Source organism: Flavobacterium sp. IMCC34852 (assembly GCF_030643905.1).
Taxonomy (GTDB): Bacteria; Bacteroidota; Bacteroidia; order Flavobacteriales; family Flavobacteriaceae; genus Flavobacterium; species Flavobacterium rivulicola.
Genome location: NZ_CP121446.1, coordinates 480,743 through 504,953, shown reverse-complemented (window position 1 = coordinate 504,953; position 24,211 = coordinate 480,743). Strand labels below are relative to the sequence as shown.

The 24,211-nt window shown below is 36.9% G+C and carries 31 protein-coding genes; 22 read left to right on the top strand and 9 right to left on the bottom strand.

Features of this window, described 5'->3' with window-relative positions; all coding sequences use genetic code 11:
• Positions 1–23 precede the first annotated feature (23 nt).
• Positions 24–776: a Fe-S cluster assembly ATPase SufC gene (sufC, locus tag P7V56_RS02220; protein WP_171221302.1), complete on the top strand. Its 753-nt coding sequence runs from the start codon at positions 24–26 to the stop codon at positions 774–776.
• Positions 776–2,092: a Fe-S cluster assembly protein SufD gene (gene sufD, locus P7V56_RS02215; protein ID WP_171221303.1), complete on the top strand. Its 1,317-nt coding sequence runs from the start codon at positions 776–778 to the stop codon at positions 2,090–2,092. Before sufC ends, sufD begins: the two co-directional genes overlap by 1 nt.
• 88 nt (positions 2,093–2,180) lie before the next feature.
• Here sufD and P7V56_RS02210 read toward each other — a convergent pair whose 3' ends face one another.
• Positions 2,181–3,521 (bottom strand): serine hydrolase domain-containing protein, encoded by a 1,341-nt coding sequence (locus P7V56_RS02210; RefSeq protein WP_171221304.1) that lies wholly within the window; start codon positions 3,519–3,521, stop codon positions 2,181–2,183.
• Between the two features lie 229 nt (positions 3,522–3,750).
• Here P7V56_RS02210 and P7V56_RS02205 point away from each other — a divergent pair, with 229 nt between their 5' ends.
• From P7V56_RS02205 to P7V56_RS02180, 6 genes are all read left to right on the top strand, one after another.
• The gene (locus P7V56_RS02205; protein WP_171221305.1) at positions 3,751–4,965 is read left to right on the top strand and encodes an aminotransferase class V-fold PLP-dependent enzyme; all 1,215 of its coding nucleotides are present in this window, start codon (positions 3,751–3,753) and stop codon (positions 4,963–4,965) included.
• Between the two features lie 93 nt (positions 4,966–5,058).
• Complete coding sequence (locus P7V56_RS02200; protein WP_171221306.1) at positions 5,059–5,499, top strand: hypothetical protein; 441 nt, start codon at positions 5,059–5,061, stop codon at positions 5,497–5,499.
• Positions 5,496–5,915 carry a SufE family protein gene (locus P7V56_RS02195; protein ID WP_171221307.1) on the top strand — a complete coding sequence of 140 codons (420 nt, stop codon included), beginning with the start codon at positions 5,496–5,498 and terminating at the stop codon, positions 5,913–5,915. Before P7V56_RS02200 ends, P7V56_RS02195 begins: the two co-directional genes overlap by 4 nt.
• A gap of 6 nt (positions 5,916–5,921) precedes the next feature.
• A complete protein-coding gene (locus P7V56_RS02190) occupies positions 5,922–6,245 on the top strand; it encodes an SUF system Fe-S cluster assembly protein (RefSeq protein WP_171221308.1) in 324 nt (107 codons plus the stop codon).
• Between the two features lie 80 nt (positions 6,246–6,325).
• Complete coding sequence (locus tag P7V56_RS02185) at positions 6,326–6,832, top strand: DUF2480 family protein (RefSeq protein WP_171221309.1); 507 nt, start codon at positions 6,326–6,328, stop codon at positions 6,830–6,832.
• Between the two features lie 99 nt (positions 6,833–6,931).
• The gene (locus tag P7V56_RS02180; protein WP_171221310.1) at positions 6,932–7,825 is read left to right on the top strand and encodes a DUF3078 domain-containing protein; all 894 of its coding nucleotides are present in this window, start codon (positions 6,932–6,934) and stop codon (positions 7,823–7,825) included.
• A gap of 92 nt (positions 7,826–7,917) precedes the next feature.
• Here the strand turns inward: P7V56_RS02180 and P7V56_RS02175 are convergent, their stop codons facing one another.
• Both P7V56_RS02175 and P7V56_RS02170 read right to left on the bottom strand, forming a co-directional pair.
• Positions 7,918–8,157, bottom strand: a complete 240-nt coding sequence (locus P7V56_RS02175; protein ID WP_171221311.1) for a hypothetical protein — start codon at positions 8,155–8,157, stop codon at positions 7,918–7,920.
• A gap of 198 nt (positions 8,158–8,355) precedes the next feature.
• Positions 8,356–9,498: a cystathionine gamma-synthase gene (locus tag P7V56_RS02170; RefSeq protein WP_171221312.1), complete on the bottom strand. Its 1,143-nt coding sequence runs from the start codon at positions 9,496–9,498 to the stop codon at positions 8,356–8,358.
• 117 nt (positions 9,499–9,615) lie between these two features.
• Here P7V56_RS02170 and P7V56_RS02165 point away from each other — a divergent pair, with 117 nt between their 5' ends.
• The 5 genes from P7V56_RS02165 (at position 9,616) to P7V56_RS02145 (ending at position 13,643) form a co-directional block, all read left to right on the top strand.
• Complete coding sequence (locus P7V56_RS02165; protein ID WP_171221313.1) at positions 9,616–10,326, top strand: response regulator transcription factor; 711 nt, start codon at positions 9,616–9,618, stop codon at positions 10,324–10,326.
• A 12-nt stretch (positions 10,327–10,338) separates the two neighbouring features.
• Positions 10,339–11,718, top strand: a complete 1,380-nt coding sequence (locus tag P7V56_RS02160; protein WP_205959313.1) for an ATP-binding protein — start codon at positions 10,339–10,341, stop codon at positions 11,716–11,718.
• A 154-nt stretch (positions 11,719–11,872) separates the two neighbouring features.
• Complete coding sequence (locus P7V56_RS02155) at positions 11,873–12,370, top strand: hypothetical protein (RefSeq protein ID WP_171221314.1); 498 nt, start codon at positions 11,873–11,875, stop codon at positions 12,368–12,370.
• 15 nt (positions 12,371–12,385) lie between these two features.
• On the top strand, positions 12,386–12,850 hold the full coding sequence (locus P7V56_RS02150; RefSeq protein WP_171221315.1) for a hypothetical protein: 465 nt from the start codon (positions 12,386–12,388) through the stop codon (positions 12,848–12,850).
• A gap of 1 nt (position 12,851) precedes the next feature.
• A complete protein-coding gene (locus P7V56_RS02145; protein WP_171221316.1) occupies positions 12,852–13,643 on the top strand; it encodes a YoaK family protein in 792 nt (263 codons plus the stop codon).
• A gap of 45 nt (positions 13,644–13,688) precedes the next feature.
• Here the strand turns inward: P7V56_RS02145 and P7V56_RS02140 are convergent, their stop codons facing one another.
• On the bottom strand, positions 13,689–14,144 hold the full coding sequence (locus tag P7V56_RS02140; protein WP_171221317.1) for a DinB family protein: 456 nt from the start codon (positions 14,142–14,144) through the stop codon (positions 13,689–13,691).
• Positions 14,145–14,222: 78 nt separating this feature from the next.
• On the opposite strand from P7V56_RS02140, the gene P7V56_RS02135 reads away from it, so the two are divergent.
• The 6 genes from P7V56_RS02135 to P7V56_RS02110 all read left to right on the top strand — a co-directional run bounded on the left by P7V56_RS02135 (position 14,223) and on the right by P7V56_RS02110 (position 18,912).
• Positions 14,223–14,579 carry an arsenate reductase family protein gene (locus P7V56_RS02135; protein ID WP_171221318.1) on the top strand — a complete coding sequence of 119 codons (357 nt, stop codon included), beginning with the start codon at positions 14,223–14,225 and terminating at the stop codon, positions 14,577–14,579.
• The gene (locus P7V56_RS02130; RefSeq protein ID WP_171221319.1) at positions 14,572–15,459 is read left to right on the top strand and encodes a DMT family transporter; all 888 of its coding nucleotides are present in this window, start codon (positions 14,572–14,574) and stop codon (positions 15,457–15,459) included. Before P7V56_RS02135 ends, P7V56_RS02130 begins: the two co-directional genes overlap by 8 nt.
• Before the next feature lie 92 nt (positions 15,460–15,551).
• Entirely contained in the window at positions 15,552–16,412 is an 861-nt protein-coding gene (locus tag P7V56_RS02125; protein WP_171221320.1) for a YicC/YloC family endoribonuclease, read from the top strand.
• A 41-nt stretch (positions 16,413–16,453) separates the two neighbouring features.
• Positions 16,454–17,023: a guanylate kinase gene (gmk, locus tag P7V56_RS02120; RefSeq protein ID WP_171221321.1), complete on the top strand. Its 570-nt coding sequence runs from the start codon at positions 16,454–16,456 to the stop codon at positions 17,021–17,023.
• Between the two features lie 72 nt (positions 17,024–17,095).
• Positions 17,096–17,677, top strand: a complete 582-nt coding sequence (gene nadD / locus P7V56_RS02115) for a nicotinate (nicotinamide) nucleotide adenylyltransferase (RefSeq protein WP_171221322.1) — start codon at positions 17,096–17,098, stop codon at positions 17,675–17,677.
• A gap of 68 nt (positions 17,678–17,745) precedes the next feature.
• Positions 17,746–18,912 (top strand): iron-containing alcohol dehydrogenase, encoded by a 1,167-nt coding sequence (locus tag P7V56_RS02110; RefSeq protein WP_171221323.1) that lies wholly within the window; start codon positions 17,746–17,748, stop codon positions 18,910–18,912.
• A gap of 71 nt (positions 18,913–18,983) precedes the next feature.
• Here the strand turns inward: P7V56_RS02110 and P7V56_RS02105 are convergent, their stop codons facing one another.
• Complete coding sequence (locus P7V56_RS02105; protein ID WP_171221324.1) at positions 18,984–19,544, bottom strand: hypothetical protein; 561 nt, start codon at positions 19,542–19,544, stop codon at positions 18,984–18,986.
• Positions 19,545–19,842: 298 nt separating this feature from the next.
• Positions 19,843–20,424 (bottom strand): hypothetical protein, encoded by a 582-nt coding sequence (locus P7V56_RS02100; RefSeq protein WP_171221325.1) that lies wholly within the window; start codon positions 20,422–20,424, stop codon positions 19,843–19,845.
• Positions 20,425–20,643: 219 nt separating this feature from the next.
• On the opposite strand from P7V56_RS02100, the gene P7V56_RS02095 reads away from it, so the two are divergent.
• Positions 20,644–21,639 (top strand): NAD(P)H-dependent glycerol-3-phosphate dehydrogenase, encoded by a 996-nt coding sequence (locus P7V56_RS02095; protein ID WP_171221326.1) that lies wholly within the window; start codon positions 20,644–20,646, stop codon positions 21,637–21,639.
• Position 21,640: 1 nt separating this feature from the next.
• A complete protein-coding gene (locus tag P7V56_RS02090) occupies positions 21,641–21,856 on the top strand; it encodes a hypothetical protein (protein ID WP_171221327.1) in 216 nt (71 codons plus the stop codon).
• Between the two features lie 3 nt (positions 21,857–21,859).
• On the opposite strand, the gene P7V56_RS02085 is transcribed toward P7V56_RS02090, so the two are convergent.
• The 3 genes from P7V56_RS02085 to P7V56_RS02075 all read right to left on the bottom strand — a co-directional run bounded on the left by P7V56_RS02085 (position 21,860) and on the right by P7V56_RS02075 (position 23,780).
• A complete protein-coding gene (locus tag P7V56_RS02085) occupies positions 21,860–22,267 on the bottom strand; it encodes a hypothetical protein (protein ID WP_171221328.1) in 408 nt (135 codons plus the stop codon).
• Positions 22,268–22,331: 64 nt separating this feature from the next.
• Positions 22,332–23,351 (bottom strand): phenylalanine--tRNA ligase subunit alpha, encoded by a 1,020-nt coding sequence (gene pheS / locus P7V56_RS02080; RefSeq protein ID WP_171221329.1) that lies wholly within the window; start codon positions 23,349–23,351, stop codon positions 22,332–22,334.
• Positions 23,352–23,423: 72 nt separating this feature from the next.
• Positions 23,424–23,780 (bottom strand): hypothetical protein, encoded by a 357-nt coding sequence (locus tag P7V56_RS02075; protein WP_171221330.1) that lies wholly within the window; start codon positions 23,778–23,780, stop codon positions 23,424–23,426.
• A gap of 112 nt (positions 23,781–23,892) precedes the next feature.
• Between P7V56_RS02075 and P7V56_RS02070 the strand changes: the two genes are divergently transcribed.
• Positions 23,893–24,210 carry a hypothetical protein gene (locus P7V56_RS02070; RefSeq protein WP_171221331.1) on the top strand — a complete coding sequence of 106 codons (318 nt, stop codon included), beginning with the start codon at positions 23,893–23,895 and terminating at the stop codon, positions 24,208–24,210.
• The last annotated feature ends 1 nt before the right edge of the window (position 24,211 follow it).

Below are 24,211 nucleotides of genomic sequence, written 5' to 3'. Positions count from 1 at the left end.
TCAGAATAAAACACATTTACAAAATGTTACAAATAACAAATTTACACGCAAGTGTTGAAGATAAAGAGATTTTAAAAGGAATCAACCTAACGGTAAATGCCGGAGAAGTACACGCGATTATGGGACCAAACGGTGCCGGAAAAAGTACACTTTCGTCCATCATTGCCGGAAATGAAAACTACGAAGTAACCGAAGGCGAAATCCTTTTGGAAGGCGAAGATATTTCAGAATTAGCTCCCGAAGAAAGAGCTCACAAAGGGGTTTTCTTGTCGTTCCAATATCCGGTAGAAATTCCGGGTGTTTCAGTGACGAATTTTATGAAAACCGCCATCAACGAAAGCCGCAAAGCCAACGGAAAAGAGGAAATGCCGGCGAATGAAATGTTGAAATTGATTCGTGAGAAATCAGAATTATTAGAAATCGACCGCAAGTTCTTATCCCGCTCGCTAAACGAAGGTTTTTCGGGTGGTGAAAAGAAACGTAACGAGATTTTCCAAATGGCCATGTTGGAACCCAAATTAGCCATCCTTGACGAAACCGATTCCGGTTTGGATATCGATGCGCTTCGAATTGTGGCCAACGGCGTAAACAAATTGAAAAACGAAAATAACGCGGTGTTAGTCATTACGCATTACCAACGTTTGTTAGACTATATCATTCCTGATTTCGTTCACGTTTTAATGGACGGAAAAATTGTAAAATCAGGCGACGCTTCATTAGCACTTGAACTTGAGGAAAAAGGATACGATTGGATTAAACAAGAGCAAGAAGCATAATGGAATTGAAAGAAAAATTAATCTCGTCTTTTATGGCTTTCGAAGAACACATTGATGTTCATTCGGAATTGCACGACGTGCGCACTTCTGCCATTAAAAACTTTGAGAACAAAGGTTTCCCCTCCAAAAAAGAGGAAGCCTGGAAATATACTTCGCTGAATGCCATCTTAAAAAATGACTATTCGGTATTCCCGAAACACGACAATGCCATCGAATTTGCTGAGGTAAAAAAATACTTCTTGCACGAAATCGACACACACAAAGTGATTTTTGTGGATGGAAAATTCTCTTCTTTTTTATCAGCAACAACGCATGACGGTTTGGATGTTTGCTTAATGTCTTCGGCTTTAAACAAACCAAAATACAAAATGATTATTGATGAGTATTTCAACAAAATAGCCAGCAAAGACGAAAGTTTGACCAGTTTAAACACGGCTTTCGCCAATGAAGGCGCCTACATCAACATTCCGAAAAGCAAAGTGGTGGAAAAACCCATCGAAATCATTTATTTCTCAACAGGCGTTGAAAGCGCTCTGATGGTTCAACCGAGAAATTTGGTTATCGTAGGCGAAAATGCCCACGTACAAATCATAGAAAGACACCAAAGTTTAAACGAAAACCCGGTGCTTACCAATTCGGTAACCGAGATTTTTGCTCAAAAACGCGCTATCGTGGATTACTATAAAATTCAAAACGACTTGCAATCGGCCAACCTGATTGACAACACTTATATTTCCCAAAAACAGGAAAGTCGCGTTTCGGTACACACGTTTTCTTTTGGTGGCAACATCACCAGAAATAACCTGAATTTCTATCATTTTGGCGAAAGAATCGATTCGACTTTAAAAGGCATTACCATCATTGGCGACAAGCAACACGTTGACCATTACACTTTAGTAAATCACGCGACGCCCAATTGCGAAAGCCACCAGAACTACAAAACCATTTTGGCCGACAGTTCGACAGGCGTTTTCAACGGAAAAATTTTCGTGGAAAAAGAAGCGCAAAAAACCGATGCTTTCCAACAGAACAACAACATCTTATTAGGCGACAAAGCCACCATCAATGCCAAACCGCAATTGGAAATTTTTGCCGATGACGTAAAGTGTTCCCACGGTTGTACCATCGGACAATTAGACGAAACCGCCATGTTCTATATGCAACAACGCGGTATTCCGAAGAAAGAAGCCAAGGCCTTATTGATGTACGCCTTCTCGAATGAAGTGATTGAAAGCATCAAAATCCCGGAATTGAAAAAGCGTATTACCAAAATTATCGCTACGAAATTGGGCGTGAATTTAGGGTTCGATTTGTAGTTAACACTAAAATATTATAAAATCATAAAGAGCGCAAGTATTTACACTTTGCGCTCTTTGCGTATTTCTTCGCGAACTTTGCGGTTAATTATTTTCTCAAACTACCAACAATACCACTTAACAACCCGTTAAAGTCAAATTCTTCGCTCAATCCCATACGTACCACAACCAAGTCGTGACTAGGGAAAATAGCCACCATTTGTCCTTGATATCCGCTGCAGTAAAACATATCTTTTGGTACATCGGGGAACTTTCCGCCGGCGTTTAACCAAAATTGTCCACCGTATTGTCCGTTAGAACCGTTGGTTGGTGTGGCAACATATTTGGCCCAACTCGGATCAAAAATTTGTTCGCCATTCCAGTTTCCTTCGTTTAAATAAAGCAAACCAAACTTCGCCCAATCACGCGTTGTGGCCCAACCATAAGATGAACCCACAAAATTCCCACTTATATCAACTTCGACTAAAGCGGAATTCATCCCGATTTTATCAAACAAACTGCTGTACCAAAAATCTAAGTATTCTTGGTGGGTTTTGAATTGTTTTCGCAAAATCCCGGACAATAAATTGGTCGTTCCTGAAGAATAATTCCAAGTATTGTTTGGTTTGCCCACCAAAGGCTTATCAATTTGAGGTTTGGTCATGTCTTCCGCAATAAAAAGCATTTTAGTTACATCGGAAATTTTGTTATAATCTTCTTCCCATTCCAAGCCGGAATTCATGTGCAACAAATCATTAATGGTGATTTTGGAACGCTCATCGTTTTTCCATTCCGCAATCGGAGCCGGTTTAGTGATGTCGATTTTGCCTTGTTTTTTTAGAATTCCGAAATAAGTTGCCGTTAAACTTTTGGTCATCGACCAACCCAAAATTTTAGATTCTTTGTTGAATCCATCGGCATATTTTTCGGCAATTAATTTGTTTTTATACAAGACTACTACCGAACGTGTGCGTTTGTTTTTCTCGCCTTTTTTATCAAAAGCATCTTCTACCGCTTTCTGCAATTTGGCATAATCAATATCACCAAAAACAGTATCTACAGGATTGTTATTACCAAAAGGATAAGGCAAATTGTTCTTCAAAAAAACTCGTTTCGGAACATTGTATGGCTTAGTTTCATCAAAATCATCGTTGATTAAAGTTGCACCCAAACCTTTACGGTAAATGGCTTTGCGGGTTTTTAAACCATACACTTTGGATACGGCATACTTTCCGTTTTCATCAATTTCATTGCTGGCCCAATCCACTTTGTCAATGTCATTGTCGCCTTTTTGAATGGTTTCCAAACTTCGACCATCAATAAAATGACCCGAAGCCACGCTCTTGGCCGAAAAACCCGATATCAAATCGAGTTGCGGATAAATTTCAATGCGCAGATAAACAAAGACTATCAACAATAAAATGCCAAAGATTTTGAGAAATTTTTTCATGGAGAATAATTTTGAAGCAATTTATAAAAATAAAACATTGTTTGAAGAAGAGTTAACCACAAAAGAAACAAAGAAAACCAAGGCGCAAAACTTTAGTGGCTTTTGAAAATTCTTGTCTCTTTTGTGGTTCAAAATTAATCCCATAACAAATCATAAATATTCGTGAATTCGTGGTTTTTTCCACTTCAATTTTTCTACTTTTGTATTTAGAATTTTTCTAAATAATACCATGTTAGACATCCAAAAAATCAGAGCTGATTTTCCGATACTTTCCCAAAAAGTCAATGGCAAACCACTCGTCTATTTTGATAACGGCGCAACTTCGCAAAAACCACAAGTGGTCATCGACGCGATATCTAAATATTACCAAGAAATTAATGCCAACATTCACCGCGGCGTGCATACTTTGAGCCAATTGGCTACTGATGCGTATGAAGTTTCTCGTGGAAAAATTCAAAATCATATCAATGCCAAACACGCGCACGAAGTGATTTTTACTTCGGGAACCACTCATGGAATTAATGCGGTTGCCAATGGTTTTGCGGCCTTTTTAAAACCCGGTGATGAGGTTATGGTTTCTGCTTTAGAACACCACAGCAACATCGTGCCTTGGCAAATGCTATGTGAGAAAACCGGTGCGGCTTTGAAAGTCATTCCGATGAATGAAAATGGCGAATTGATTATGTCGGAATACGACAAATTGCTTTCGACTAAAACCAAAATCGTAACCGTAAATCATATTTCAAATGCTTTGGGAACGATTAACCCCATCAAGGAAATGATTGATAAAGCGCATGAAGTTGGTGCGGCGATTTTAATCGATGGTGCCCAAGCTACACCGCATTTAAAACCCGATGTTCAAGCTTTGAATTGTGATTTTTATGTGTTTTCGGGGCATAAAATTTGTGGTCCAACCGGAATCGGAATCCTTTACGGAAAAGAAGAATGGTTGCGCAAATTACCACCATACCAAGGCGGCGGTGAAATGATTGCGACGGTGACATTTGAGAAAACAACTTATGCCGACTTGCCACACAAGTTCGAAGCCGGTACGCCCAATATTGCGGATGGAATCGTACTCGGAACAGCTATTGATTATTTGAATGAAATTGGTTTTGACAACATCGCCAAATACGAACATGAATTGTTGGAATATGCTACCGAAAAATTATTGGAAATCGAAGGGTTGAAAATTTTCGGTACCGCAAAAGAAAAAACTTCCGTAATTTCGTTTAACATCAACGGCATTCATCCGTACGACATTGGCACAATTATCGATAAGTTAGGAATAGCGGTGCGCACCGGACATCATTGCGCCCAGCCGATTATGGATTTCTTCCAAATTCCGGGAACGATAAGAGCGAGTTTCGCTTTTTACAATACCAAAGAAGAAATTGACACCATGGTCGAAGCGGTAAAGAAAGCCCAAATGATGTTGAGTTAAAATTTTAAGAAGCTATTTCCGGCTATCCGCTGTATCTTTTTTAGTTTCAACTAAAAAAGGATGTCGCTCCTATCCGGGCTAAAAAACAACAGTATGAAAACAATAACCATGATTTTACTAACGATTTTCCTCGGAAAAAGTTGTACCAATGAAGCACAAAACGACTTGACAAACACCACCATTCAATACACGGCGAATACGCGTGGTTTTTACCAAAAGATTGTCGTTATTAATCAAAAAGCAACGATTTTCAATGACCGAAGCGAAGGCGCTTTACCGGTAGAAGTTAAGATTTCGGATGCCGATTGGAAAGAAATGGTTTCGGCTTTCGCCAAAATTAATTTAGAAGATATTCCAAAGCTAAAAGACCCAACCCAAAAGCGCTTTTATGATGGCGCTGCGATTGCGAATTTCAAAATACGCTATCAAGATAACAATTATGAAACTACCGATTTTGATCACGGTTTTCCACCAAAAGAAATAGAAAAATTAGTCAATAAAATAGTAGCTTTGGCCAAAGAAAAAGAAGAATGAGCATAAAAGAAATACAAGACGAGATTGTAGACGAGTTCTCCATGTTCGACGATTGGATGCAACGCTACGAATATATCATCGAGCTCGGTAAATCACTCCCGCTAATTGAAGAACAATACAAAACGGAAGACAACATTATTACCGGTTGCCAATCGAAAGTTTGGGTTCACGCCGAGCAACTAGGCGATAAAGTAGTCTTCACCGCCGATAGCGATGCGATTTTAACCAAAGGCATTATAGCCATTCTGATTCGGGTATTTTCTAATCAAAAAGCCTCGGCTATTTTAGAAGCCAACACCGATTTTATTGACGAAATCGGTCTTAAAGAACATTTGTCTCCAACAAGAGCCAACGGTTTGGTCTCTATGATTAAAAAACTTAAAATGTATGCTTTGGCATTTAATGCTAAAAATTAAAAAACTATGGAAGAATTTAAAGACGATATCAATTTAGGCGAAAATGTAGTCAAAGTACTCAAAGGTATTTATGACCCGGAAATTCCTGTTGATATTTATGAATTAGGCTTAATCTACGACGTAATGATTAACGAAGACAACGAAGTAAAAGTTTTGATGACACTAACTTCACCTAACTGTCCCGTAGCCGAAACATTACCACGCGAAGTAGAAGAAAAAATCACCAAAATAGAGGCTGTAAAGTCTTGTGAAGTAGAGATTACTTTTGATCCGCCTTGGAGCAAAGATTTAATGAGTGAAGAAGCCAAGTTAGAACTCGGAATGCTTTAAAAATTTGGGTTCAGTAAGCAAGTAGCAGTAGGCAGTTTTTGCTACTGAACACTGAATACTGAACACTGAACACTAAAACCATGGACGAAATCATCAACAGAGTAGCCAACTCAGCCCTCGAAGTGTTCGATTTGGAAGATTATTATCCCAGCGGCATTCGGACACAAATAGACATTTCTCAATGGCTTTTAGAAGGCTTTTTATTGAAAGAAAAAGACTTTCGCGAAGCTTTGAAAAACCACGACTGGACACAATACCAAAATCATTTTGTAGCCATTCATTGTTCAACTGACGCGATAGTGCCGGCTTGGGCTACTATTTTGGTAACCACTTATGTTTCGCCTTTTGCTCAAAAAGTAGTATTGGGCAACATAAACGATTTGAATACGGCTTTATATCAAGAGATTTTGCCAACTCTTGATTATTCCCCATACCAAGACAAACCGGTCATCATCAAAGGTTGTTCTAAAAAACCCGTTCCTGAAAGTGCTTACATCATGGCAGTACAAAAACTCCAACCTTTTGCTAAAAGCATCATGTATGGTGAGGCTTGCTCCGCAGTTCCTTTATTTAAAAAAGCAAAATAGCTTTATAGCTGAAAATCAGTTAATTATCTTTTTATCAGGATTTGTTTAAATCGAATGTATTCTTACCTTTGCATCGAAATTTAAAAAACATTCAAAAAAATGAAAAGAGTTTTATTAGCCACGTGGTTACTTTTATCTGCCAACACTATATTTTCTCAAGTCAGTGAAAAAGAATTACTAAAGAAAACGGAAGAAACAATTGCTAAAATTCAAGAAGAAAAGCCCAACGGTTGGGAGAAGAAAGGCGTTTTTACTTTCTTGGCCAATCAAGCCAGTTTTAACAATTGGTTAGCTGGTGGACAAAGCAGTATTTCCGGAAACATGGGCGTAAAATATGATTTTAATTATAAAAGTGATACTTGGACATGGGACAACAAGTTTTTTGCTAATTATGGGTTGACCAAAATCAAAGACCAAGACCTTCAAAAAACAGATGACAGAATAGAATTCAATTCTTTATTAGGGAAAAAAGCATCAGGCGAATGGTACTATTCTTTCTTTTTTAATTTTAAAACCCAACTTGACTCAGGATTTGATCCTGCCGACAATACGGTTAAAATATCACATTTCTTTTCACCCGCTTACACCCAATTCGGACCGGGTATGATGTGGAAGAAAAGCGATAATTTTAAAATAAATGTCGCGCCTGCTACTTCAAAAGTGATTGTGGTTCACCCTCATTTTACAGAACTTGGTCCAGCTTTTGGGGTGGCTATGGGAGAATCTTCAAGATATGAGTTTGGTGCTGCAGTAAATGCTTATTACAAATTCAATTTGATGGAAAATGTAACCGCCGAAAACATTTTTAATTCTTATACCAATTATCTGGAAGATCCTTATAATATTGATATCGATTATACTTTAAATATTGTAATGAAGGTCAACAAATACTTGACCACCAATTTTGCCTTCCAAACCATTTATGACGATAATGCCTTTGCCGGATTTCAAACCCGTCAGGTTATAGGAATAGGCGTAAATTACGGATTCTGATTTTTTGGTAAATAGCATAAAAAAAGTCCTGAGCATTCAGGACTTTTTTTGTAAACTTTAAATAATGCTTTCATCTTAGCAAGGCTAAGAGGTTACTTTTTAAAAAATTTCTTTGCTTTAGATTGCATGGCATAGCCTTTAGAAGTTGTAGAGTAAGTTTTGGAAGCTGTTTTTGACGACTTTGTTGCTTTGTTTACAAAACAAGTTCTTGACTCACTCCCTTTAGAACTCGCTTCACTAGGTATCTTTGTGAATGAAAAAACCTTTGTGCTGCATAGTATCAGTGCCAAAAGGGAAAGTTTAAAAGCGGTTTTTAGGTTAATTGTTTTCATGGGGCTGGTTTTTAAATTATGTAGTATAAACTTAAATAAAGAATTTTAATAATCGCCAAAACAACATAAATAATCGATAAAATACATATAATAATTAAAAAAACATAATTTTTCTTATAAATACAAACATTTATTTTCGATAGAATTTACAAAAAAGCCGGAAGTTTTCTTCCGGCTTTTTATTATTTCTGAATTACTTTACCTAAAAGCTTGTTCTAAATCAGCCAGCAAATCATCAATGTCTTCCACACCGGTGCTTAAACGTACTAAATCGTCAGTAATCCCAACTTCTTTTCGTTTGTCTTCCGGAATCGAAGCGTGTGTCATTAAAGCAGGATGATTCGCCAAAGATTCAACTCCGCCAAGGGATTCGGCCAAAGTGAATACTTTTAGTTTTTCCAAAAATGAAATCGCATCTTCTTTTTTTCCTGATTTGAAAGTAAACGAAACCATACCGCCAAAGCCACTCATTTGTTTTTTGGCAATGTCATGAAAAGGATGGTCGGGCAATCCGGGATAAAATACCTTGTCTACTTCAGGGTGATTGGCTAAAAATTGGGCCACTTTTTCTCCGTTTTCACAGTGTCTTTGTACTCTTAAATGTAAGGTTTTGATGCCGCGTAAAACCAAGAAACTGTCCATTGGACCCAATGTACCGCCGGTCGCAAATTGTTTAAAATGTAATTCATCGCCCAAAGCTTTATCTTTTATAATCAAAGCACCGGCAATTACATCACTGTGTCCGCCTAAATATTTCGTCGCCGAATGCATTACGATATCAGCACCTAAATCCAATGGTTTTTGCAAATAAGGCGTGGCAAAAGTATTGTCTACCGCAAAAAGGATGTCGTGTTTTTTAGTGACTTTTGCTATTTCGGCAATGTCAGCCAATTTCATCAACGGATTGGTAGGCGTTTCTACCCAAACCAACTTCGTATTTTCATTAATCAATGACTGAAATTTAGCCATATCATTCATGTCCACAAAATGGAATTTAATACCGCTGTTGTTGTACAAGCGGGTAAACAAACGATACGTTCCACCATATAAATCGTCCATCGCAATGATTTCATCTCCGGCTTTGAAAAGACGGAGTAAGCAATCGGTTGCCGCTAATCCTGAGGCGAAAGCTAAGCCGCGTGCACCATTTTCAATACTGGCTAAGGCATCTTCTAAAGCTTGACGGGTTGGATTTGCCGCACGAGAATATTCGTAATCACCAACGGGTTTTCCGGGTGAAACTTGTGCGTATGTTGAGGTTTGAAATACCGGCGGCATTACCGCTCCGGTTACTTCTTCATGGTGTTGATTGCCATGTATGACTTTGGTGTTGAATTTCATTTTGCGTTAAAATTAGGTTACAAAGGTATTAACTTCGGGCGATTTTTTTTAATTTGCGAAGATCAATGATGTTAAATTTTTAGAGCAACTTTCCGGAAAACATCTTTTACACTATTCATGAAAAAAATACTTTTGGTTGAAGACGAAGCCCATGTTGTTTCATTTATTAAAAAAGGACTGTCAGAAGAAGGATTTGAAGTTAGTGTTGCCTTTGATGGCAAGACCGGTTTACAATTGGCCTTAGACAATACTTTTGATTTAATCATTTTGGACATCATGTTGCCCGAAATGAACGGTTTAGAGGTCTGCAAAGCCATTAGAATTGAAAACCAATTTGTACCCATACTTTTTTTAACTGCTTTAGGAACTTCAGAAAATATAGTTTTAGGATTGGAAAATGGTGCGGATGATTATCTGGTAAAACCATTTAAGTTTATCGAATTAGTAGCCCGAATTAAAACACTTATCCGACGCTCCAAAGGCAAATCATTAACTTCTGAAACGGCTGTAAATGATAAAGACACCTATTTTTTTGGAGACTTAACGGTCAATGATTACACTAAAACAGTGATTCGTGCCAACGAGGAAATCTCTTTAACTTCTACAGAATACAAATTGCTGTTGTTTTTTATCAAGAACAAGAAAAAAGTATTGTCGCGACAGGATATTCTGGATGCGGTTTGGGGAATTGATTATGATTTAGGCACCAATGTAGTCGATGTATATGTCAATTATTTACGAAAAAAAGTAGACGCCAAATCTGAAGAGAAAATCATTCATACTATCATTGGAATGGGTTATGTATTGAGAGAAAGTGATAATATTTAAAAAGCAAAGTTTATGCAGATGAAGAGAAGCTCAAGAACCGCGTTGTTGTTTTTAATTCCATTTTTGGTTGTTATATTTCTTTTCAGTTTGTTTATCTATTATTCCGTTTCGAGTTACTCCGAAAACTATTTGTTTAAATTACTCGAAGCCAGAGCCAATAAAGTGGCCCGAGAAAATATTGATGCCAAATCACTTAGTAAAAATTTGTTAATGGATAATGAGGCCACGGAAAAACTACCTCATGAAAAAGATTTTTTTATTCCAATTAACGATAAATTAGACATTAAGGCAGAAGCTAAGAAAGTTGGCATAAGCCAAAGATTTTTTAGCGATGCTGTTAAAAATGGAAGCGCAGAGTTTGTCACTAAGCAATATTTATACAAAGGCATTCGCTATAAATCAAAGGCAGGTGATTTTATTGTGATAACAGCAGCAGAGAATTATTTCGAAATCAATCAGGCTAAAAATCTCATCAATACACTTTTGTTTGCTATGGGAATTGCTTCATTAATTCTGTTATACATCGCTTTTTACTTTTCTAAAAATATTTTCAAGCCAATTTCTGCCATCACCGAAAAGGTAAAAGAAATCAGTTCTGAGAATTTGCATTTGCGACTGAACGAAAACAATACCAACGACGAGCTTAATCAATTGACCATGACTTTTAACAATATGTTAGACAGGATTGAAACGTCATTTGAAACCCAAAACAACTTTATCAGCAATGCTTCACATGAGTTGAGAACGCCATTGACGGCTATTATTGGCGAAACCGATGTGGTTTTGTCAAAGCCAAGACAAGCCGAAGATTACATAGAATCGCTGAAAATCATTTTACAAGAAGCAGAAAAATTGGACAACAAAACCAAAGCGCTATTGTTCTTAGCCCAAACAGGTTTTAACGGGAAAGTTCAAAAATTTGATAAAGTCAGAATCGACCAGCTTTTATGGGATGTGAAAGAAAATCTGGAAAGCATGAACAGCAAGAATAAGATTTATCTCGACATGGAACTGTTACCCGAAAATCCAATGAAGTTAAAGGTAAACGGAAATACGCAACTGTTGCATTTGGCATTCAGTAACATCATTAGTAACGGATGTAAATATTCTGATTTTAATACCGTAACCGTTTCTATAGGCGCTTCGGATGATTTCGTTTATATTGTGATTAATGATTCCGGAATAGGAATTCCCGAAGACGAAATACAATATATTTATGATCCGTTTTTCAGAGCTTCTAATACCAAAAATTATGAAGGCTACGGCATTGGTTTACCCTTAACCAGAAACATCCTTAGAATGCACAATGGTAAAATTTTTGTCAACTCTGTACAAGAACAAGGAACAACGGTTCAAATCACCATACCAACTTGGAAACCCGAAGCCGTATAACACAGTTTTTCAATAAATTAACGAATTATTAAGGTTTTCTAATCTCTTTCTAATCTCATTTGTCCAATTCTAATAACATTCTAATCTGAAATTAAGAGCACTCTAATTTCGCTCCTCTAGCTTTGTATCTGTAAACAATAAAGATTTATAAGCTATGAGAAAAACAATTTTAATTCCGACAGATTTCACCGTAAACTCACTAAATGTTTTAAAGTCGATTTTAGTAAATAACCAAGGAATGCAAACTTTTGATATCCTATTGGTTCACGGTATTAGTTTGAGCGATTCTATTAGAGACTTGCTATTTTATTCTAAAGCCAAACAGATTGAGTCATTAACCAATCCCGAATTTGAAGAAGCTTGTGAAGTAATAAAAAACAAGTTTGATTCTCAAATAAGTTCATTGCGAATAGATTTATTCACTGGTTACAATTTGTCTGCGTTCGAAAATTATTTGGAAGGCAATAAAGTAGAACAAATTTTCACTACAGATAACAAATCGGTTTTAAGCAACAAAAATAGTTTTGATTTGTCGCGTTTTATAGATAAATGCTCAGTTCAAGTAATCAAAATCGACTCAGGGTTCAACACCATCATTCCGGAAAAAGGAAAAATTGCAGAGGTTTTTATGAATCAGATTTCTATGGGATAATTTAAAAATCGCTTTATGAAAATATGGATAAGATACCTAAGCTTTTTTGGTCTCGGTATTTTTCTTTTTATAACACTCATCAGTATGGCCAAAAGTCCCGAGATGATTATAGAAGGTGAATGGAAAGAATTGGCTTGGGAATATGAAAAAGCCGATATAAAAACTTTTTCTTCCAAAGCGAGTGAGGACAATGATTCGAGTTATATAAAAGATATAGCCGGACAAGATTTGGTAATTCACAAAGCTGAAAAATGGATTTTTTGTCCCAATGGGAAACTCATTTTAAAAGGAGAGAATTACACCAAAGAAATTACTTGGAATATTAAAGGAAGAGGAAATATTTTGGAATTAAAATACGACAACAACAACATCGAACATTACAGTCTGACCGAACTTGAAAATGACAAACTCATTTTAAACTTTGATACCAGTGCTCATACTCGAGGAATTGCCCGTTTAACATTTGAAAAAGTAAATTAATATGCTCAGAAAATATAGTAATAGCCGATCACTCTCAGACAATATAAAGCTAGGGACATTATCCGCATTTTCTGCCGGTATGGTTAATATTGGCTCGCTGTTGCTGTTCTTTTCTTTTTCTTCTAACGTAACAGGACATTATGCCATTTTAGCCGCCGAAATTGTCAAAGGAAACTTGTACCAAATTGCAGTCGTTTTTTCCTGGATATTTTTGTTCTTTTTGGGGAGTTTTGTTTCCAATTTATTTGTCATTCACCTCAATCAAAAGAACAGTTATATCGCGCATTCAATTCCGCTTATTTTGGAAATCATTTGTTTGATGATGGTTGGGTTTTATGGAGAATACTTTTATAAAGAAACTTTGGCCGAAACCGAAATATTGTTAGCACTTATGCTTTTCGCCATGGGTTTACAAAACGGTTTAACCGCCAGCATTTCAAATTTCACGGTCAAAACAACCCATTTAACCGGAACAACCACTGATTTAGGTATTCTTTTTTCGATGTTTACCAAAAAAGAATTCCGCAATAATGAAGCCTTAAAAGGAAGAGCCAAATTGTTGCTTTACATCACCGCTTTCTATTTGATTGGTGCGATCACCGCCGGGTTTACTTATGTTTATTTGAACTTCAAAATGTTCTATTTAGTAAGTTTAGTCTTGATTGTAATCATTATTTACGATTTGTCAAAACTCAAACTGAAAATGTATTGGCATCAAAGAAAATTAATACGACTCAATTTTGATAATGTCATCAGAATGGAAAAAGGAAAAGAAGAATCAGTAGCTTCTTAAAGTGTAAAACATCCCAAACGAATAATATGTTTGGGATGTTTTATTTTATATAAATTTTCGAATATTCATCATAAAACCAAAATGCAATCCTTCATGATAATTATTAAATTCTATAGCGTCTTTTATATTGGCCAAATGAAATCCGGTTCCGGTTGTATATTCATTGTAAGTAACAAATTTTCCGGCCGCAAAATCTTCTTTGGTTTGTTCCAAAAGTGAAAAAAGAAGCATTTTCAGCTCGTCTAATTCGGCTTGTGTTGTGGTTCCTGTTGGTTTAGAACCGTTTCTGTACTTTTCATTCATTTCGTCACTAACATTGATTGGCAATCCCGAAAGACGGTAAACCAAACCTTGTTGCGCCACAATGATATGGCCTAAATTCCAAACCAAATTATTGCTGAATCCTTCAGGAATTTTGTTTAGTTGTTCCAAAGAATAGTTGTTGATTAATTTGAGATATAACTGTCGGTTGGTTTCCCAGATTTTGAATGATGCGTCCATAATTTTTTTTGATAAAAATACGAATTTGCCATTCAATAACCGCGTATTTTTGTGAACCGAATAGTTAATCTTTTAATCATGCGAAAAATATACTTTCTCAAAACCTGCAGTACGTGTCAACGCATTTTAAAATCGTTGCCCAATTTAGATTCTTTTCAACTGCAAGACATTAAAACCGAACCGATGACGGTAAAGCAAGTCGATGAAATGGCACAAATGGCGGGCAGTTATGAAGCACTTTTCAGCAAAAGAGCTACGCTTTATAAAGAAATGGGTTTAAAAGAGGAAAAGCTTTCGGAAGTTGATTTCAAGAGATACATTTTGGAACACTATACGTTTTTGTCGCGTCCGGTAATCATTGCCAATGGTAAAATATTTGTGGGCAACAGCCCAAAAGTAGTACAACAAGCCATAGATTTTTTGTCGAATGAGTAAGCGCGATTGGGCCTTATTGGCAGCAACAATGGTTTCGCTGATTTATGGGGTATCGTTTACGATTGCTAAAGATGTTATGCCAACTTACGTAAAACCATACGGGTTTATTTTGCTTAGGGTTTTTGGAGCTACGATTTTATTTTGGCTGGTTTCTTTTTTTGGTCCAAAAGAAAAAATCCAACGACAAGATTTTCCAAGAATTATTGTGGCAGCTTTCTTTGGCGTAGCTTTAAACATGCTCACCTTTTTCAAAGGATTGAGTTATACCTCGCCTATTTCTTCGGCAGTGATTATGGTAACCACACCGATTATTGTTCTGATTTTATCCGCCATCATCATGAAAGAGCGTATGGAAATTCGGAAAATCATAGGGATTCTGCTCGGCCTTTTCGGAACTGCTTTTCTCATTTTATATGGCAAATCAATGGGCAATGCTACGAATGCTTCTTTGGGTAATTTCCTTGTTTTTATTAACGCCGTTTCCTATGGTTTTTACCTGATAATCGTTAAAAAACTAATGGACAAATACAACGCTTTTACCTTTGTCAAATGGATTTACACTTTTGGTTTACTAATGGTCATTCCTTTTGGTTGGAGCGAATATCAGGAAATTCAATGGCAAAGCATTCCTGTAACAATCCTGTGGGAAATTGGTTTTGTAATCGTGTTTACCACATTCTTTACTTACTTGTTCAACTTAGTTTCCATGCGGGAATTGAAGCCGACAACCGTAGCCGTTTTTATTTATCTCCAACCACTTTTTGCAACCATCTTCGCTATGAGTTTAGGCAAAGATCAACTGACTTGGGTTAAATTGGTATCGGCAAGTTTAATATTTGTCGGCGTTTATTTGGTTACCAAAAAAGTAAAGAGCAACTAACGATTAGCGATTATTCTTGTTGAAGATGCTGATTACTAATCACCAATTACTAATTACTTTTATTTATATTTGAAGTCTATTAAATTACACGAATGATACAATCGATGACCGGTTTTGGGAAAGCGACTTTGCAATTACCAACCAAAAAAATTACCGTAGAAATCAAATCGCTAAACAGCAAGGGTTTGGATTTAAACACGCGTATGCCTTCTGTTTTCAGAGAAATGGAACTCGGTTTGCGCAACCAAATTTCACAACGATTAGAACGCGGAAAAATTGATTTTTCACTCTATGTTGAGGTAACCGGCGAAGAAACTTCTTCTAAAATCAATGTGCCGATTGTCAAAGGATATATCAACCAAATGAAAGCCGTAATCCCAAATGCCGATGAGACCGAATTGATGAAAATGGCCGTCAGAATGCCCGATGCCTTGAAAACCGAGCGCGACGAAATTGACGAAAACGAATGGAAGCAAATTCAAACCGTGATTGACGAAGCTTTGGAAAATATTGCTCAGTTTCGCAAGGACGAAGGCGTTTCATTGGAAAAAGAGTTTTTGCATCGCATTGCCAATATCATGACGTTGATGAACAATGCGGTTGCTTATGATGCCGAAAGAGTGGAAACGGTTAAAACAAGATTGAGAACAGCTTTAGATGAATTAAAAGAAAACGTAGACGAGAATCGTTTCGAACAAGAATTGATTTTTTACCTCGAAAAATACGACATCACCGAAGAGAAAGTGCGTTTGGAAAATCACTTAAATTATTTCATAGAAACCTTAGCCGGAACCGAAGCCAACGGAAGAAAATTAGGCTTCATCACTCAGGAAATGGGTAGAGAAATCAACACCATGGGTTCAAAATCAAACCATTCCGAAATGCAGAAATTGGTCGTGATGATGAAAGATGAGTTGGAGAAGATTAAGGAACAGGTTTTAAATGTATTATAAAAAGCTTTAAGCTCTAAGCTGACAGCTAACTGCTAACAACAATGAACAAAGGAAAATTATTAGTATTCTCAGCGCCATCCGGTTCGGGGAAAACCACCATAGTAAGACATTTATTAGCGCAACCGGAGTTGAACTTAGAATTCTCTATTTCGGCTGCAACTCGTGAACCGAGAGGACAGGAAGAACACGGCAAAGATTACTATTTTATGTCGATTGAAGACTTCAAAAAACACATTAAAGCCGAGGATTTTATCGAATGGGAAGAAGTGTATCGCGATAATTTTTACGGCACTTTAAAAAGTGAAGTAGAACGCATTTGGGCCAAAGGCAAAAACGTAATTTTCGACATTGATGTGGCCGGAGGATTGCGTATCAAACACAAGTTTCCCGAAGAAACATTGGCAGTTTTTGTCAAACCGCCCAGTGTTGACGAGCTCAAACGCCGTTTAAAAGAGCGCTCTACCGAAAGCGATGAAAAAATCAATATGCGTATCGCCAAAGCCCACGTAGAATTAGCCACTGCACCACAATTTGATACCATCATCAAAAATTATGATTTGGATGTCGCCAAAGCGGAAGCGTATGAGTTGGTGAAAGAATTTGTAAAATAAGCAACAAGGGATTAGGGAAAAGGGATAAGTAAGTTTCTTATGCCTTATTCCTTATCCCTTATCCCTGTAAAGATGAAAATTGGTTTATATTTCGGCACCTTTAACCCTATCCATGTTGGGCATTTGATTATTGCCAATCATATGGCCGAGCATTCGGATTTGGAGCAAATTTGGATGATAGTAACGCCACACAATCCGTTGAAACAGAAAAACACTTTGTTAGATGATTATCAACGGTTGCATTTGGTAAGATTGGCCACCGAAGACTATCCGAAAATCAAACCTTCCGACATCGAATTTAAATTGCCGCAACCGAATTATACCGTAAATACTTTAGCGCATTTGATGGAAAAATATCCGCAACATGAGTTCTCTTTAATCATGGGCGAAGACAATTTGAAATCCTTTCACAAGTGGAAAAACTACGAGTATATTTTACAACATCACGATATTTATATTTACCCCAGAGTTTCGGAAGAAGTCGAAAATTCAGCTTTAAAAAACCATCCGAGAATTCACAAAATCGATGCGCCGATAGTTGAAATTTCGGCTACGTTTATTCGAGAAGGAATCAAAAACAAAAAAAATATTCGCCCATTATTGCCTCACAATGTTTGGGAATATTTAGACCACAATAACTTTTACCGAAAGTAAACTTAACATAGTTTTACCACTTGTTCGTTTGACGCTTTTGTAAATTTGTACCACTAAAACAAATTACCATGTTAAACTTCGATTTATACAATCCTACCCAATACGTTTTTGGGAAAGGACAAACACAAAAATTAACCACTTTAGTCCCGAAAGAGGCCAAAATTTTACTGGCATACGGCGGCGGCAGCATCTTTAAAAATGGTGTTTATGATCAGGTAAAAGCCGCTTTAGACGGTTTTGAAGTAATCGAATTTGGCGGAATCGAACCCAATCCTAGATTTGAAACCTTGATGAAAGCGGTGGAAATCATCAGAGCAGAAAAGATTACTTTTGTTTTAGCCGTTGGTGGCGGAAGCGTGATAGATGGTGTAAAATTCATATCGGGCGCAGTTAATTATGAAGGCAATCCCATTGAGATTTTAAAGAAAAAAGTACTGTTTACTGATGTAACCAAAGTGATTCCTTTCGGGACAGTATTGACTTTGCCGGCTACGGGAAGTGAAATGAATTCGGGCGCTGTGGTTACCATTGAAGCCACTCAGGAAAAGTTAACTTTAGGAGGCAGTGCTTTGTTCCCGAAATTCTCTATTTGCGATCCAACAGTGATTGCATCTTTACCTAAAAGGCAAATCCAAAACGGAGTTGTCGATGCTTTTACTCACGTGATGGAACAATATTTAACCTATCCGCATGATGCTTTATTACAGGACCGATTCGCAGAGAGCATTTTGCAAACCTTAATTGAAATCGGGCCAAGTGTTGTGGAAAATCCTTCCGACTATAAGTTGGCCTCCAATTATATGTGGTGTGCCACCATGGCCTTGAACGGTTTAATCCAAAAAGGTGTTCCGAGTGATTGGGTAACGCACATGATTGGTCACGAATTAACGGCCTTGTATGAAATCGACCACGCCAGAACGTTGGCTATTATTGGACCCAATTTATACCGCGTTTTATTTGAAACCAAAAAAGAGAAATTGGCGCAGTATGGAGAAAGAGTTTGGAATATCACAGGCAATTCAGTAGAAGACAAAGCGGAGAAAGCCATTGAGAAAACCGTTGATTTTTTCCATCAAATGGGTATGAAAACCAAGCTCTCAGAAAACACAACGAATTATGAAAACACAGCGGATTTTATTGTCAATCGTTTTGATGAAAGAGGTTGGAAAGCGTTAGGCGAAAAACAAAACGTTACTTTGGAAAAAGTTAAGGCTATAGTTGAAATGAGCTATTAATAAAAAAGCCTTCCGAGATTGGAAGGCTTTTAAACAAAGTTAAAGGTTTATAATTATTTAATCAATTCTAATTAGTTGGAACAGTCTGATTGACAAACGTCAAAGAACATTCCCCAGCTCTCTTGGTTAAAACGCACACCTTCTGACCAAGCAGATTCTGTTTGAACCACTGAACCGTTTTGAAGACGATTTACCACTGCAAAAGCTGATATGGTAAAGCATTTTGGCAAACCTGCTCTTGGTAAAGAGTAGATAGCTGCTTCAGTACCACCTTCAAAACTTTCGCTGATTGGGAATAATGACGGATTAGGTGAACCATAACGATTCAAAGGAATCATATTCTGTTTTCCTATGAATAAATGGGTTTCTCTAATTAACCAACTGATGCTGGCTTGGTATTCTACGTAAACATTAGTAGCATCAAAATAAACTTTGATATCTCCGGCATCATAACGTTGATCGGCGATGAGCTCTGTATAAGCGCATGGAGATAGTTCGCTTACATTAACACTGTTGGCTACCGGAGCAATTTGTCTGGAAGCTGTACTTTGATCTGAACTGTTTTCAGTTTCACATGAAGTCAAAGTAATGGTGAATACACCAAGAAATAGGGATAAAATTTTTGTTTTCATAATTTGTAGATTTGGGACTGCTAAAGTATAAAGTTATCTACAAAAAGCACAAAATAATCGATGAAATGCACAAATTAACAATAAAAATAAGAAATATAATACGATAATTAATTTTTTAACCTCTTTTTTTTAACAAGATTATAGATTCAGATTGTTTAAAATTTAGTAGGAATAAATACAAAAGGATGTTTTTTCTTGCTGTTTTTATAGGCTTAAAATTTTAGTTGAGTTGCAGTCGTATTTATGAGGCCAAAAAAAAACCGCCCATTGGACGGTTTTTACAGTTTATTTTTTTTGATTAATTGCCAAAATAATAATCTTCTATGTCAAAGCAATCAGATTGGCAAACAGTAAAGAACGTAGCCCAATTTCTTGGCGTAAATCTTTGACCGGAAGCCCAAGCTGTTTCTGTTTGTACTACCATACCATTTTGCATGCGATATACTTCGGCATGAGCAGCTATTGCAAAACATTCGGGTAAATTTGTTTTAGGAATGGTATAAGTTATGGTTTGCGTTCCGTTAGCATGATTGTTGTTTATAGGAAATTGACCCGGAATTGGATTACCGCTGTTATTTCTGGGAATTAATTGGGTATCGCCTACATATAAATGCGATTTCCTAATAAACCAATTACCGGTTGTCGTATATTCAACATATACATTATCTAAATCAAAGTAGACACTTAAATCACCGGAGTCATAATTCTGACCTGCCATAAGATCGGCAACAGTACACGGAGTTAACTCGACCGTGTTTGCTGTTGTAGGTGTGTTGCCAGCGTTTTTTGATTGATGATCTTCTGTGGTGCTTTCGTTTTCACAGGCTGCAAATGTCAGTGCTAAGGCACCAACAAAAAGGTAAAGTAATTTTGTTTTCATATTATTAAAGATTTGGGACTACTAATCTAGCAACATCATCTGTAAGTCGCAAAAAAAAACGACAAACGGCATAAAAATAGTTTATTAGTAAGAATAATATTTATTTATTATAATTTATCGGGCAATAGCTTTGAGTATTTGTTTGTTTTTCTAATTGAAATAGTTCCGCTTTTATCATTTAAAATTGAGTATTTTTGGGCTTGCTAAAAGTTACTATTCATGAATGAATCTCCAAAATTTGCGGTTATTGGTGGCGGAAGTTGGGCTACAGCCATTGCTAAAATGCTTTGTGTTAATCTAGACGAAATTGCCTGGTACATGCGAAGCCAATCTGCCATTGACCATTTAAAAGCAGAAAGACATAATCCTAATTACTTAAGTTCTGTTGAGTTTGATATCAAAAAACTCAGATTGACCAACGATATTAATGAAGCGATTGCTTACGCAGATTATTTAATTTTTGCTATTCCTTCGGCATTCCTTAGTAAGGAATTGGAGAAACTAACCGTTGATTTAAAAGACAAAGTGATTTTCTCTGCCATTAAAGGAATTGTTCCGGAGACGTTTTTAATTGTAGGGGAACATTTTCACAAAGAGTTTAAAATTCCATATGATAATATTGGGGTGATTACCGGTCCATGTCATGCGGAAGAAGTGGCTTTAGAAAGATTATCTTATTTGACTATCGCCTGTGCAGATCCCCAAAAAGCTAAAGTAGTGGCTAATAACTTGAGCTGTCATTTTATTAAAACCAAAATATCCGATGATATCATTGGAACTGAATATGCCGCGATGCTGAAAAACATCTATGCGATTGCCGCCGGAATTGCCCACGGTTTAGGTTATGGCGATAATTTTCAATCGGTGATTATGAGCAATGCCATTCGCGAGATGAAAAAGTTTATCCGCAAAGTCCATAAGATGAAACGAAACATCAATAACTCGGCTTATTTGGGCGATTTATTGGTAACCGGTTATTCCGTATTTTCCAGAAACCGTATGTTTGGTAACATGATTGGCAAGGGTTATACGGTACAGGCAGCACAGCACGAGATGAGCATGGTAGCCGAAGGCTATTACGCCGTAAAAAGTGCTTATAAATTAAATCAAGAATACAAGGCCAAAACCCCAATTATTGATGCGGTATATGAAGTTTTATACGAAGGCAAAGAAGCCAAAAAAGTATTCAAAAAACTAACCGAAAAATTAGATTAAGATGAGCGAGCGTTGGAAGTACCAATTGAAATACGGTTTGTTTTGGGGAATATTTATGACCGCCTTTATGACTTTGTTTGAGATTAAGGAAAAGCCTTTAGCCGTACAATTTTCTTCAGGAGATTTTTATTTTCGAGCCGCTAGTTTTATAGCTATGGGTATTTTCTTTTTAGGCTATATGGGTTGGAGAGAAAAGATAAAGCGCCAAGGCAAATAATACCTATCTAACGATTACACCATTAACAAACAATATCGGCACTTCTTCGGTGGCGCGTTCGTTAATCATGTTTTTGCGGAAAGTGAATTTTTTGTCGTACAAAGTATTCCCGATAAAATAGGTGACCATAAACTCGTTGTTGAGTTCCAAAACACTTTTTTCCACCATTTCTATTTTTACAGCAGAAACTGATGGCACTTGCATAAATGCGTGGCGCAAGAGCGATGTTTTTTTCATTTCCCCGGCAATGGTACCAAAAGCTTTAGAAACGACCATTACAGAGTCTAAATCGAAGTCGGAGTCGTTAATCAAATACACATACCAAACCTTTTCCATAAAGTCATCGCTCCATTCCTGAACGGCGGCCAGGAATACGTTTTCTACTTTAGGGATGGTGATGTCTGCTTTCATTTTTTAGGGATAAGGGATAAGTAAAAGTTCTTGTGTCTTTTCCCTTATCCCTTTTGACTTTTATTTATATACTCGACTTGAATTGCTCCAAGAAACGAACGTCGTTTTCATAGAACATTCGGATGTCGCCGATTTGGTACAATAACATAGCGATGCGCTCGATTCCCATACCAAAAGCGAAACCATTGTATTCTTCTGGGTTAATACCACAGTTTTTCAAAACGTTCGGGTCAACCATTCCGCAGCCCATGATTTCTAACCAACCGGTTCCTTTGGTAATGCGGTAATCGGTTTCTGTTTTTAATCCCCAATAAATATCAACTTCAGCGCTTGGCTCAGTAAATGGGAAATAACTTGGTCTCAAACGGATTTTCGACTTGCCGAACATTTCTTTGGTGAAATACAAAAGCGTTTGCTTTAAGTCGGCAAACGAAACATCTTTGTCAATATATAAACCTTCAACCTGATGAAATATACAGTGTGAACGCGAAGAAACGGCTTCATTTCTGAAAACTCTTCCCGGGGAAATGGTTCGGATAGGCGGTTTGTTGTTTTCCATATAACGCACCTGAACCGATGAAGTGTGCGTTCTCAACAACACATCGGGATTGGTTTGGATGAAAAAGGTGTCTTGCATATCTCTCGCCGGATGGTATTCCGGAAGGTTCAACGCGGTGAAATTGTGCCAATCGTCTTCGATTTCCGGACCTTCGGAAACGTTGAATCCGATGGTAGAGAAAATATCAATGATTTGGTTTTTTACAATAGATATCGGATGGCGAGAGCCAATAGTAATTGGTTCTGCCGGACGCGTTAAATCGCCATAGAAACCTTTGACTTCTTCTTTGCTTTCCAATTCTTCCTGTATGGCTTTTACTTTTTCTTCCGCAACAGCTTTCAGAGTATTGATGACTTGTCCGAAGTCTTTTTTCTGTTCGTTCGGGATATTTTTGAATTCGGTAAACAGCTCTTTCAACAAGCCTTTGCTGCCCAAATATTTGATACGGAAATTTTCTAAAGCTTCTTTGTTTTTGGTATTGAAGGCTTTAGCTTCTTCTATGTGTTCTTTAATCTTATCTATCATCGGTCGTACTTTGAAGGTGCAAATTTAGGGATTTGTTGCGAGTTTAGAGTTTAAGGTTTAGAGTTTTTTCAACTAATCAATAACTTCTCTCTCCAGAAAATAGTTCACAATCGCTTCTTTCATCAAAACCGATTGTTCTCCTGCTTTTAACGGCGGTAATGCTTCTTTGACATTGTAATGAGGCCAACCTTCTTTGTCAACATAGTCAAATTCGTAGTAACCATAAGGCTCGAGCAAACGACAGATGGCGATGTGCATCAGGTTGAGTTTTTCGTCTTTTTTAAAAGTTTGGTGCACTTTTCCGAGTTCTTGTACTCCGATTAAGTATATAATGGCGTCTAAGTCGAGCAAATCTCCTTCGGCAAATTGATTGGAAAGAATGGTCACGACTTTGTCCCAGCGTTGTTTTAATTGTTCGTCTCTTGACATTTTTTGAGTTATGAATTATGAGTTATGAATTAAAAGCTAATTCAAAACTAGTTTGCAAAGATAAGAAGTTGGTATTTCTTTTATCTTTGATATTTAAATTATAATAACAGTTATGAAAGATTTAAAATGGACTGGAAGATTAACGATAATTGGACTACTTCTCTTGGTAATAAATTTTATGGTAATTGGTGGTGGTCACGGTTATTATGAGTTATTGTTTTTTACTTTTCCTTTTCCGTGCTTAATCTTAAATTTATTTGATGAAATTAATATTCTTGTTATTTTGATATTGTTGATTCAATATCCGCTTTACGGTTTAATATTGGATAAAAATAAAAAAAGCATCAAAAAGGCAGGTTTAATTATTTTAATAACACATATTGTTTTTGCGCTAATTGCTTATCAAAATATGCCAACAGGCTTCAAATAAT

Coding starts and splice junctions, on each gene's coding strand:
- P7V56_RS02085 (WP_171221328.1), bottom strand. CDS start 22,267: ATGAAAGCAGACATCACCATCCCTAAAGTAGAAAACGTATTCCTGGCC.
- pheS (WP_171221329.1), bottom strand. CDS start 23,351: ATGATAGATAAGATTAAAGAACACATAGAAGAAGCTAAAGCCTTCAAT.
- P7V56_RS02160 (WP_205959313.1), top strand. CDS start 10,339: ATGCAGATGAAGAGAAGCTCAAGAACCGCGTTGTTGTTTTTAATTCCA.
- P7V56_RS02100 (WP_171221325.1), bottom strand. CDS start 20,424: ATGAAAACAAAATTACTTTACCTTTTTGTTGGTGCCTTAGCACTGACA.
- P7V56_RS02075 (WP_171221330.1), bottom strand. CDS start 23,780: ATGTCAAGAGACGAACAATTAAAACAACGCTGGGACAAAGTCGTGACC.
- P7V56_RS02185 (WP_171221309.1), top strand. CDS start 6,326: ATGGACGAAATCATCAACAGAGTAGCCAACTCAGCCCTCGAAGTGTTC.
- P7V56_RS02070 (WP_171221331.1), top strand. CDS start 23,893: ATGAAAGATTTAAAATGGACTGGAAGATTAACGATAATTGGACTACTT.
- P7V56_RS02125 (WP_171221320.1), top strand. CDS start 15,552: ATGATACAATCGATGACCGGTTTTGGGAAAGCGACTTTGCAATTACCA.
- P7V56_RS02210 (WP_171221304.1), bottom strand. CDS start 3,521: ATGAAAAAATTTCTCAAAATCTTTGGCATTTTATTGTTGATAGTCTTT.
- sufD (WP_171221303.1), top strand. CDS start 776: ATGGAATTGAAAGAAAAATTAATCTCGTCTTTTATGGCTTTCGAAGAA.
- sufC (WP_171221302.1), top strand. CDS start 24: ATGTTACAAATAACAAATTTACACGCAAGTGTTGAAGATAAAGAGATT.
- P7V56_RS02175 (WP_171221311.1), bottom strand. CDS start 8,157: ATGAAAACAATTAACCTAAAAACCGCTTTTAAACTTTCCCTTTTGGCA.
- P7V56_RS02130 (WP_171221319.1), top strand. CDS start 14,572: ATGAGTAAGCGCGATTGGGCCTTATTGGCAGCAACAATGGTTTCGCTG.
- gmk (WP_171221321.1), top strand. CDS start 16,454: ATGAACAAAGGAAAATTATTAGTATTCTCAGCGCCATCCGGTTCGGGG.
- P7V56_RS02110 (WP_171221323.1), top strand. CDS start 17,746: ATGTTAAACTTCGATTTATACAATCCTACCCAATACGTTTTTGGGAAA.
- P7V56_RS02150 (WP_171221315.1), top strand. CDS start 12,386: ATGAAAATATGGATAAGATACCTAAGCTTTTTTGGTCTCGGTATTTTT.
- P7V56_RS02195 (WP_171221307.1), top strand. CDS start 5,496: ATGAGCATAAAAGAAATACAAGACGAGATTGTAGACGAGTTCTCCATG.
- P7V56_RS02200 (WP_171221306.1), top strand. CDS start 5,059: ATGAAAACAATAACCATGATTTTACTAACGATTTTCCTCGGAAAAAGT.
- P7V56_RS02145 (WP_171221316.1), top strand. CDS start 12,852: ATGCTCAGAAAATATAGTAATAGCCGATCACTCTCAGACAATATAAAG.
- P7V56_RS02190 (WP_171221308.1), top strand. CDS start 5,922: ATGGAAGAATTTAAAGACGATATCAATTTAGGCGAAAATGTAGTCAAA.
- P7V56_RS02155 (WP_171221314.1), top strand. CDS start 11,873: ATGAGAAAAACAATTTTAATTCCGACAGATTTCACCGTAAACTCACTA.
- P7V56_RS02095 (WP_171221326.1), top strand. CDS start 20,644: ATGAATGAATCTCCAAAATTTGCGGTTATTGGTGGCGGAAGTTGGGCT.
- nadD (WP_171221322.1), top strand. CDS start 17,096: ATGAAAATTGGTTTATATTTCGGCACCTTTAACCCTATCCATGTTGGG.
- P7V56_RS02170 (WP_171221312.1), bottom strand. CDS start 9,498: ATGAAATTCAACACCAAAGTCATACATGGCAATCAACACCATGAAGAA.
- P7V56_RS02180 (WP_171221310.1), top strand. CDS start 6,932: ATGAAAAGAGTTTTATTAGCCACGTGGTTACTTTTATCTGCCAACACT.
- P7V56_RS02105 (WP_171221324.1), bottom strand. CDS start 19,544: ATGAAAACAAAAATTTTATCCCTATTTCTTGGTGTATTCACCATTACT.
- P7V56_RS02135 (WP_171221318.1), top strand. CDS start 14,223: ATGCGAAAAATATACTTTCTCAAAACCTGCAGTACGTGTCAACGCATT.
- P7V56_RS02140 (WP_171221317.1), bottom strand. CDS start 14,144: ATGGACGCATCATTCAAAATCTGGGAAACCAACCGACAGTTATATCTC.
- P7V56_RS02205 (WP_171221305.1), top strand. CDS start 3,751: ATGTTAGACATCCAAAAAATCAGAGCTGATTTTCCGATACTTTCCCAA.
- P7V56_RS02090 (WP_171221327.1), top strand. CDS start 21,641: ATGAGCGAGCGTTGGAAGTACCAATTGAAATACGGTTTGTTTTGGGGA.
- P7V56_RS02165 (WP_171221313.1), top strand. CDS start 9,616: ATGAAAAAAATACTTTTGGTTGAAGACGAAGCCCATGTTGTTTCATTT.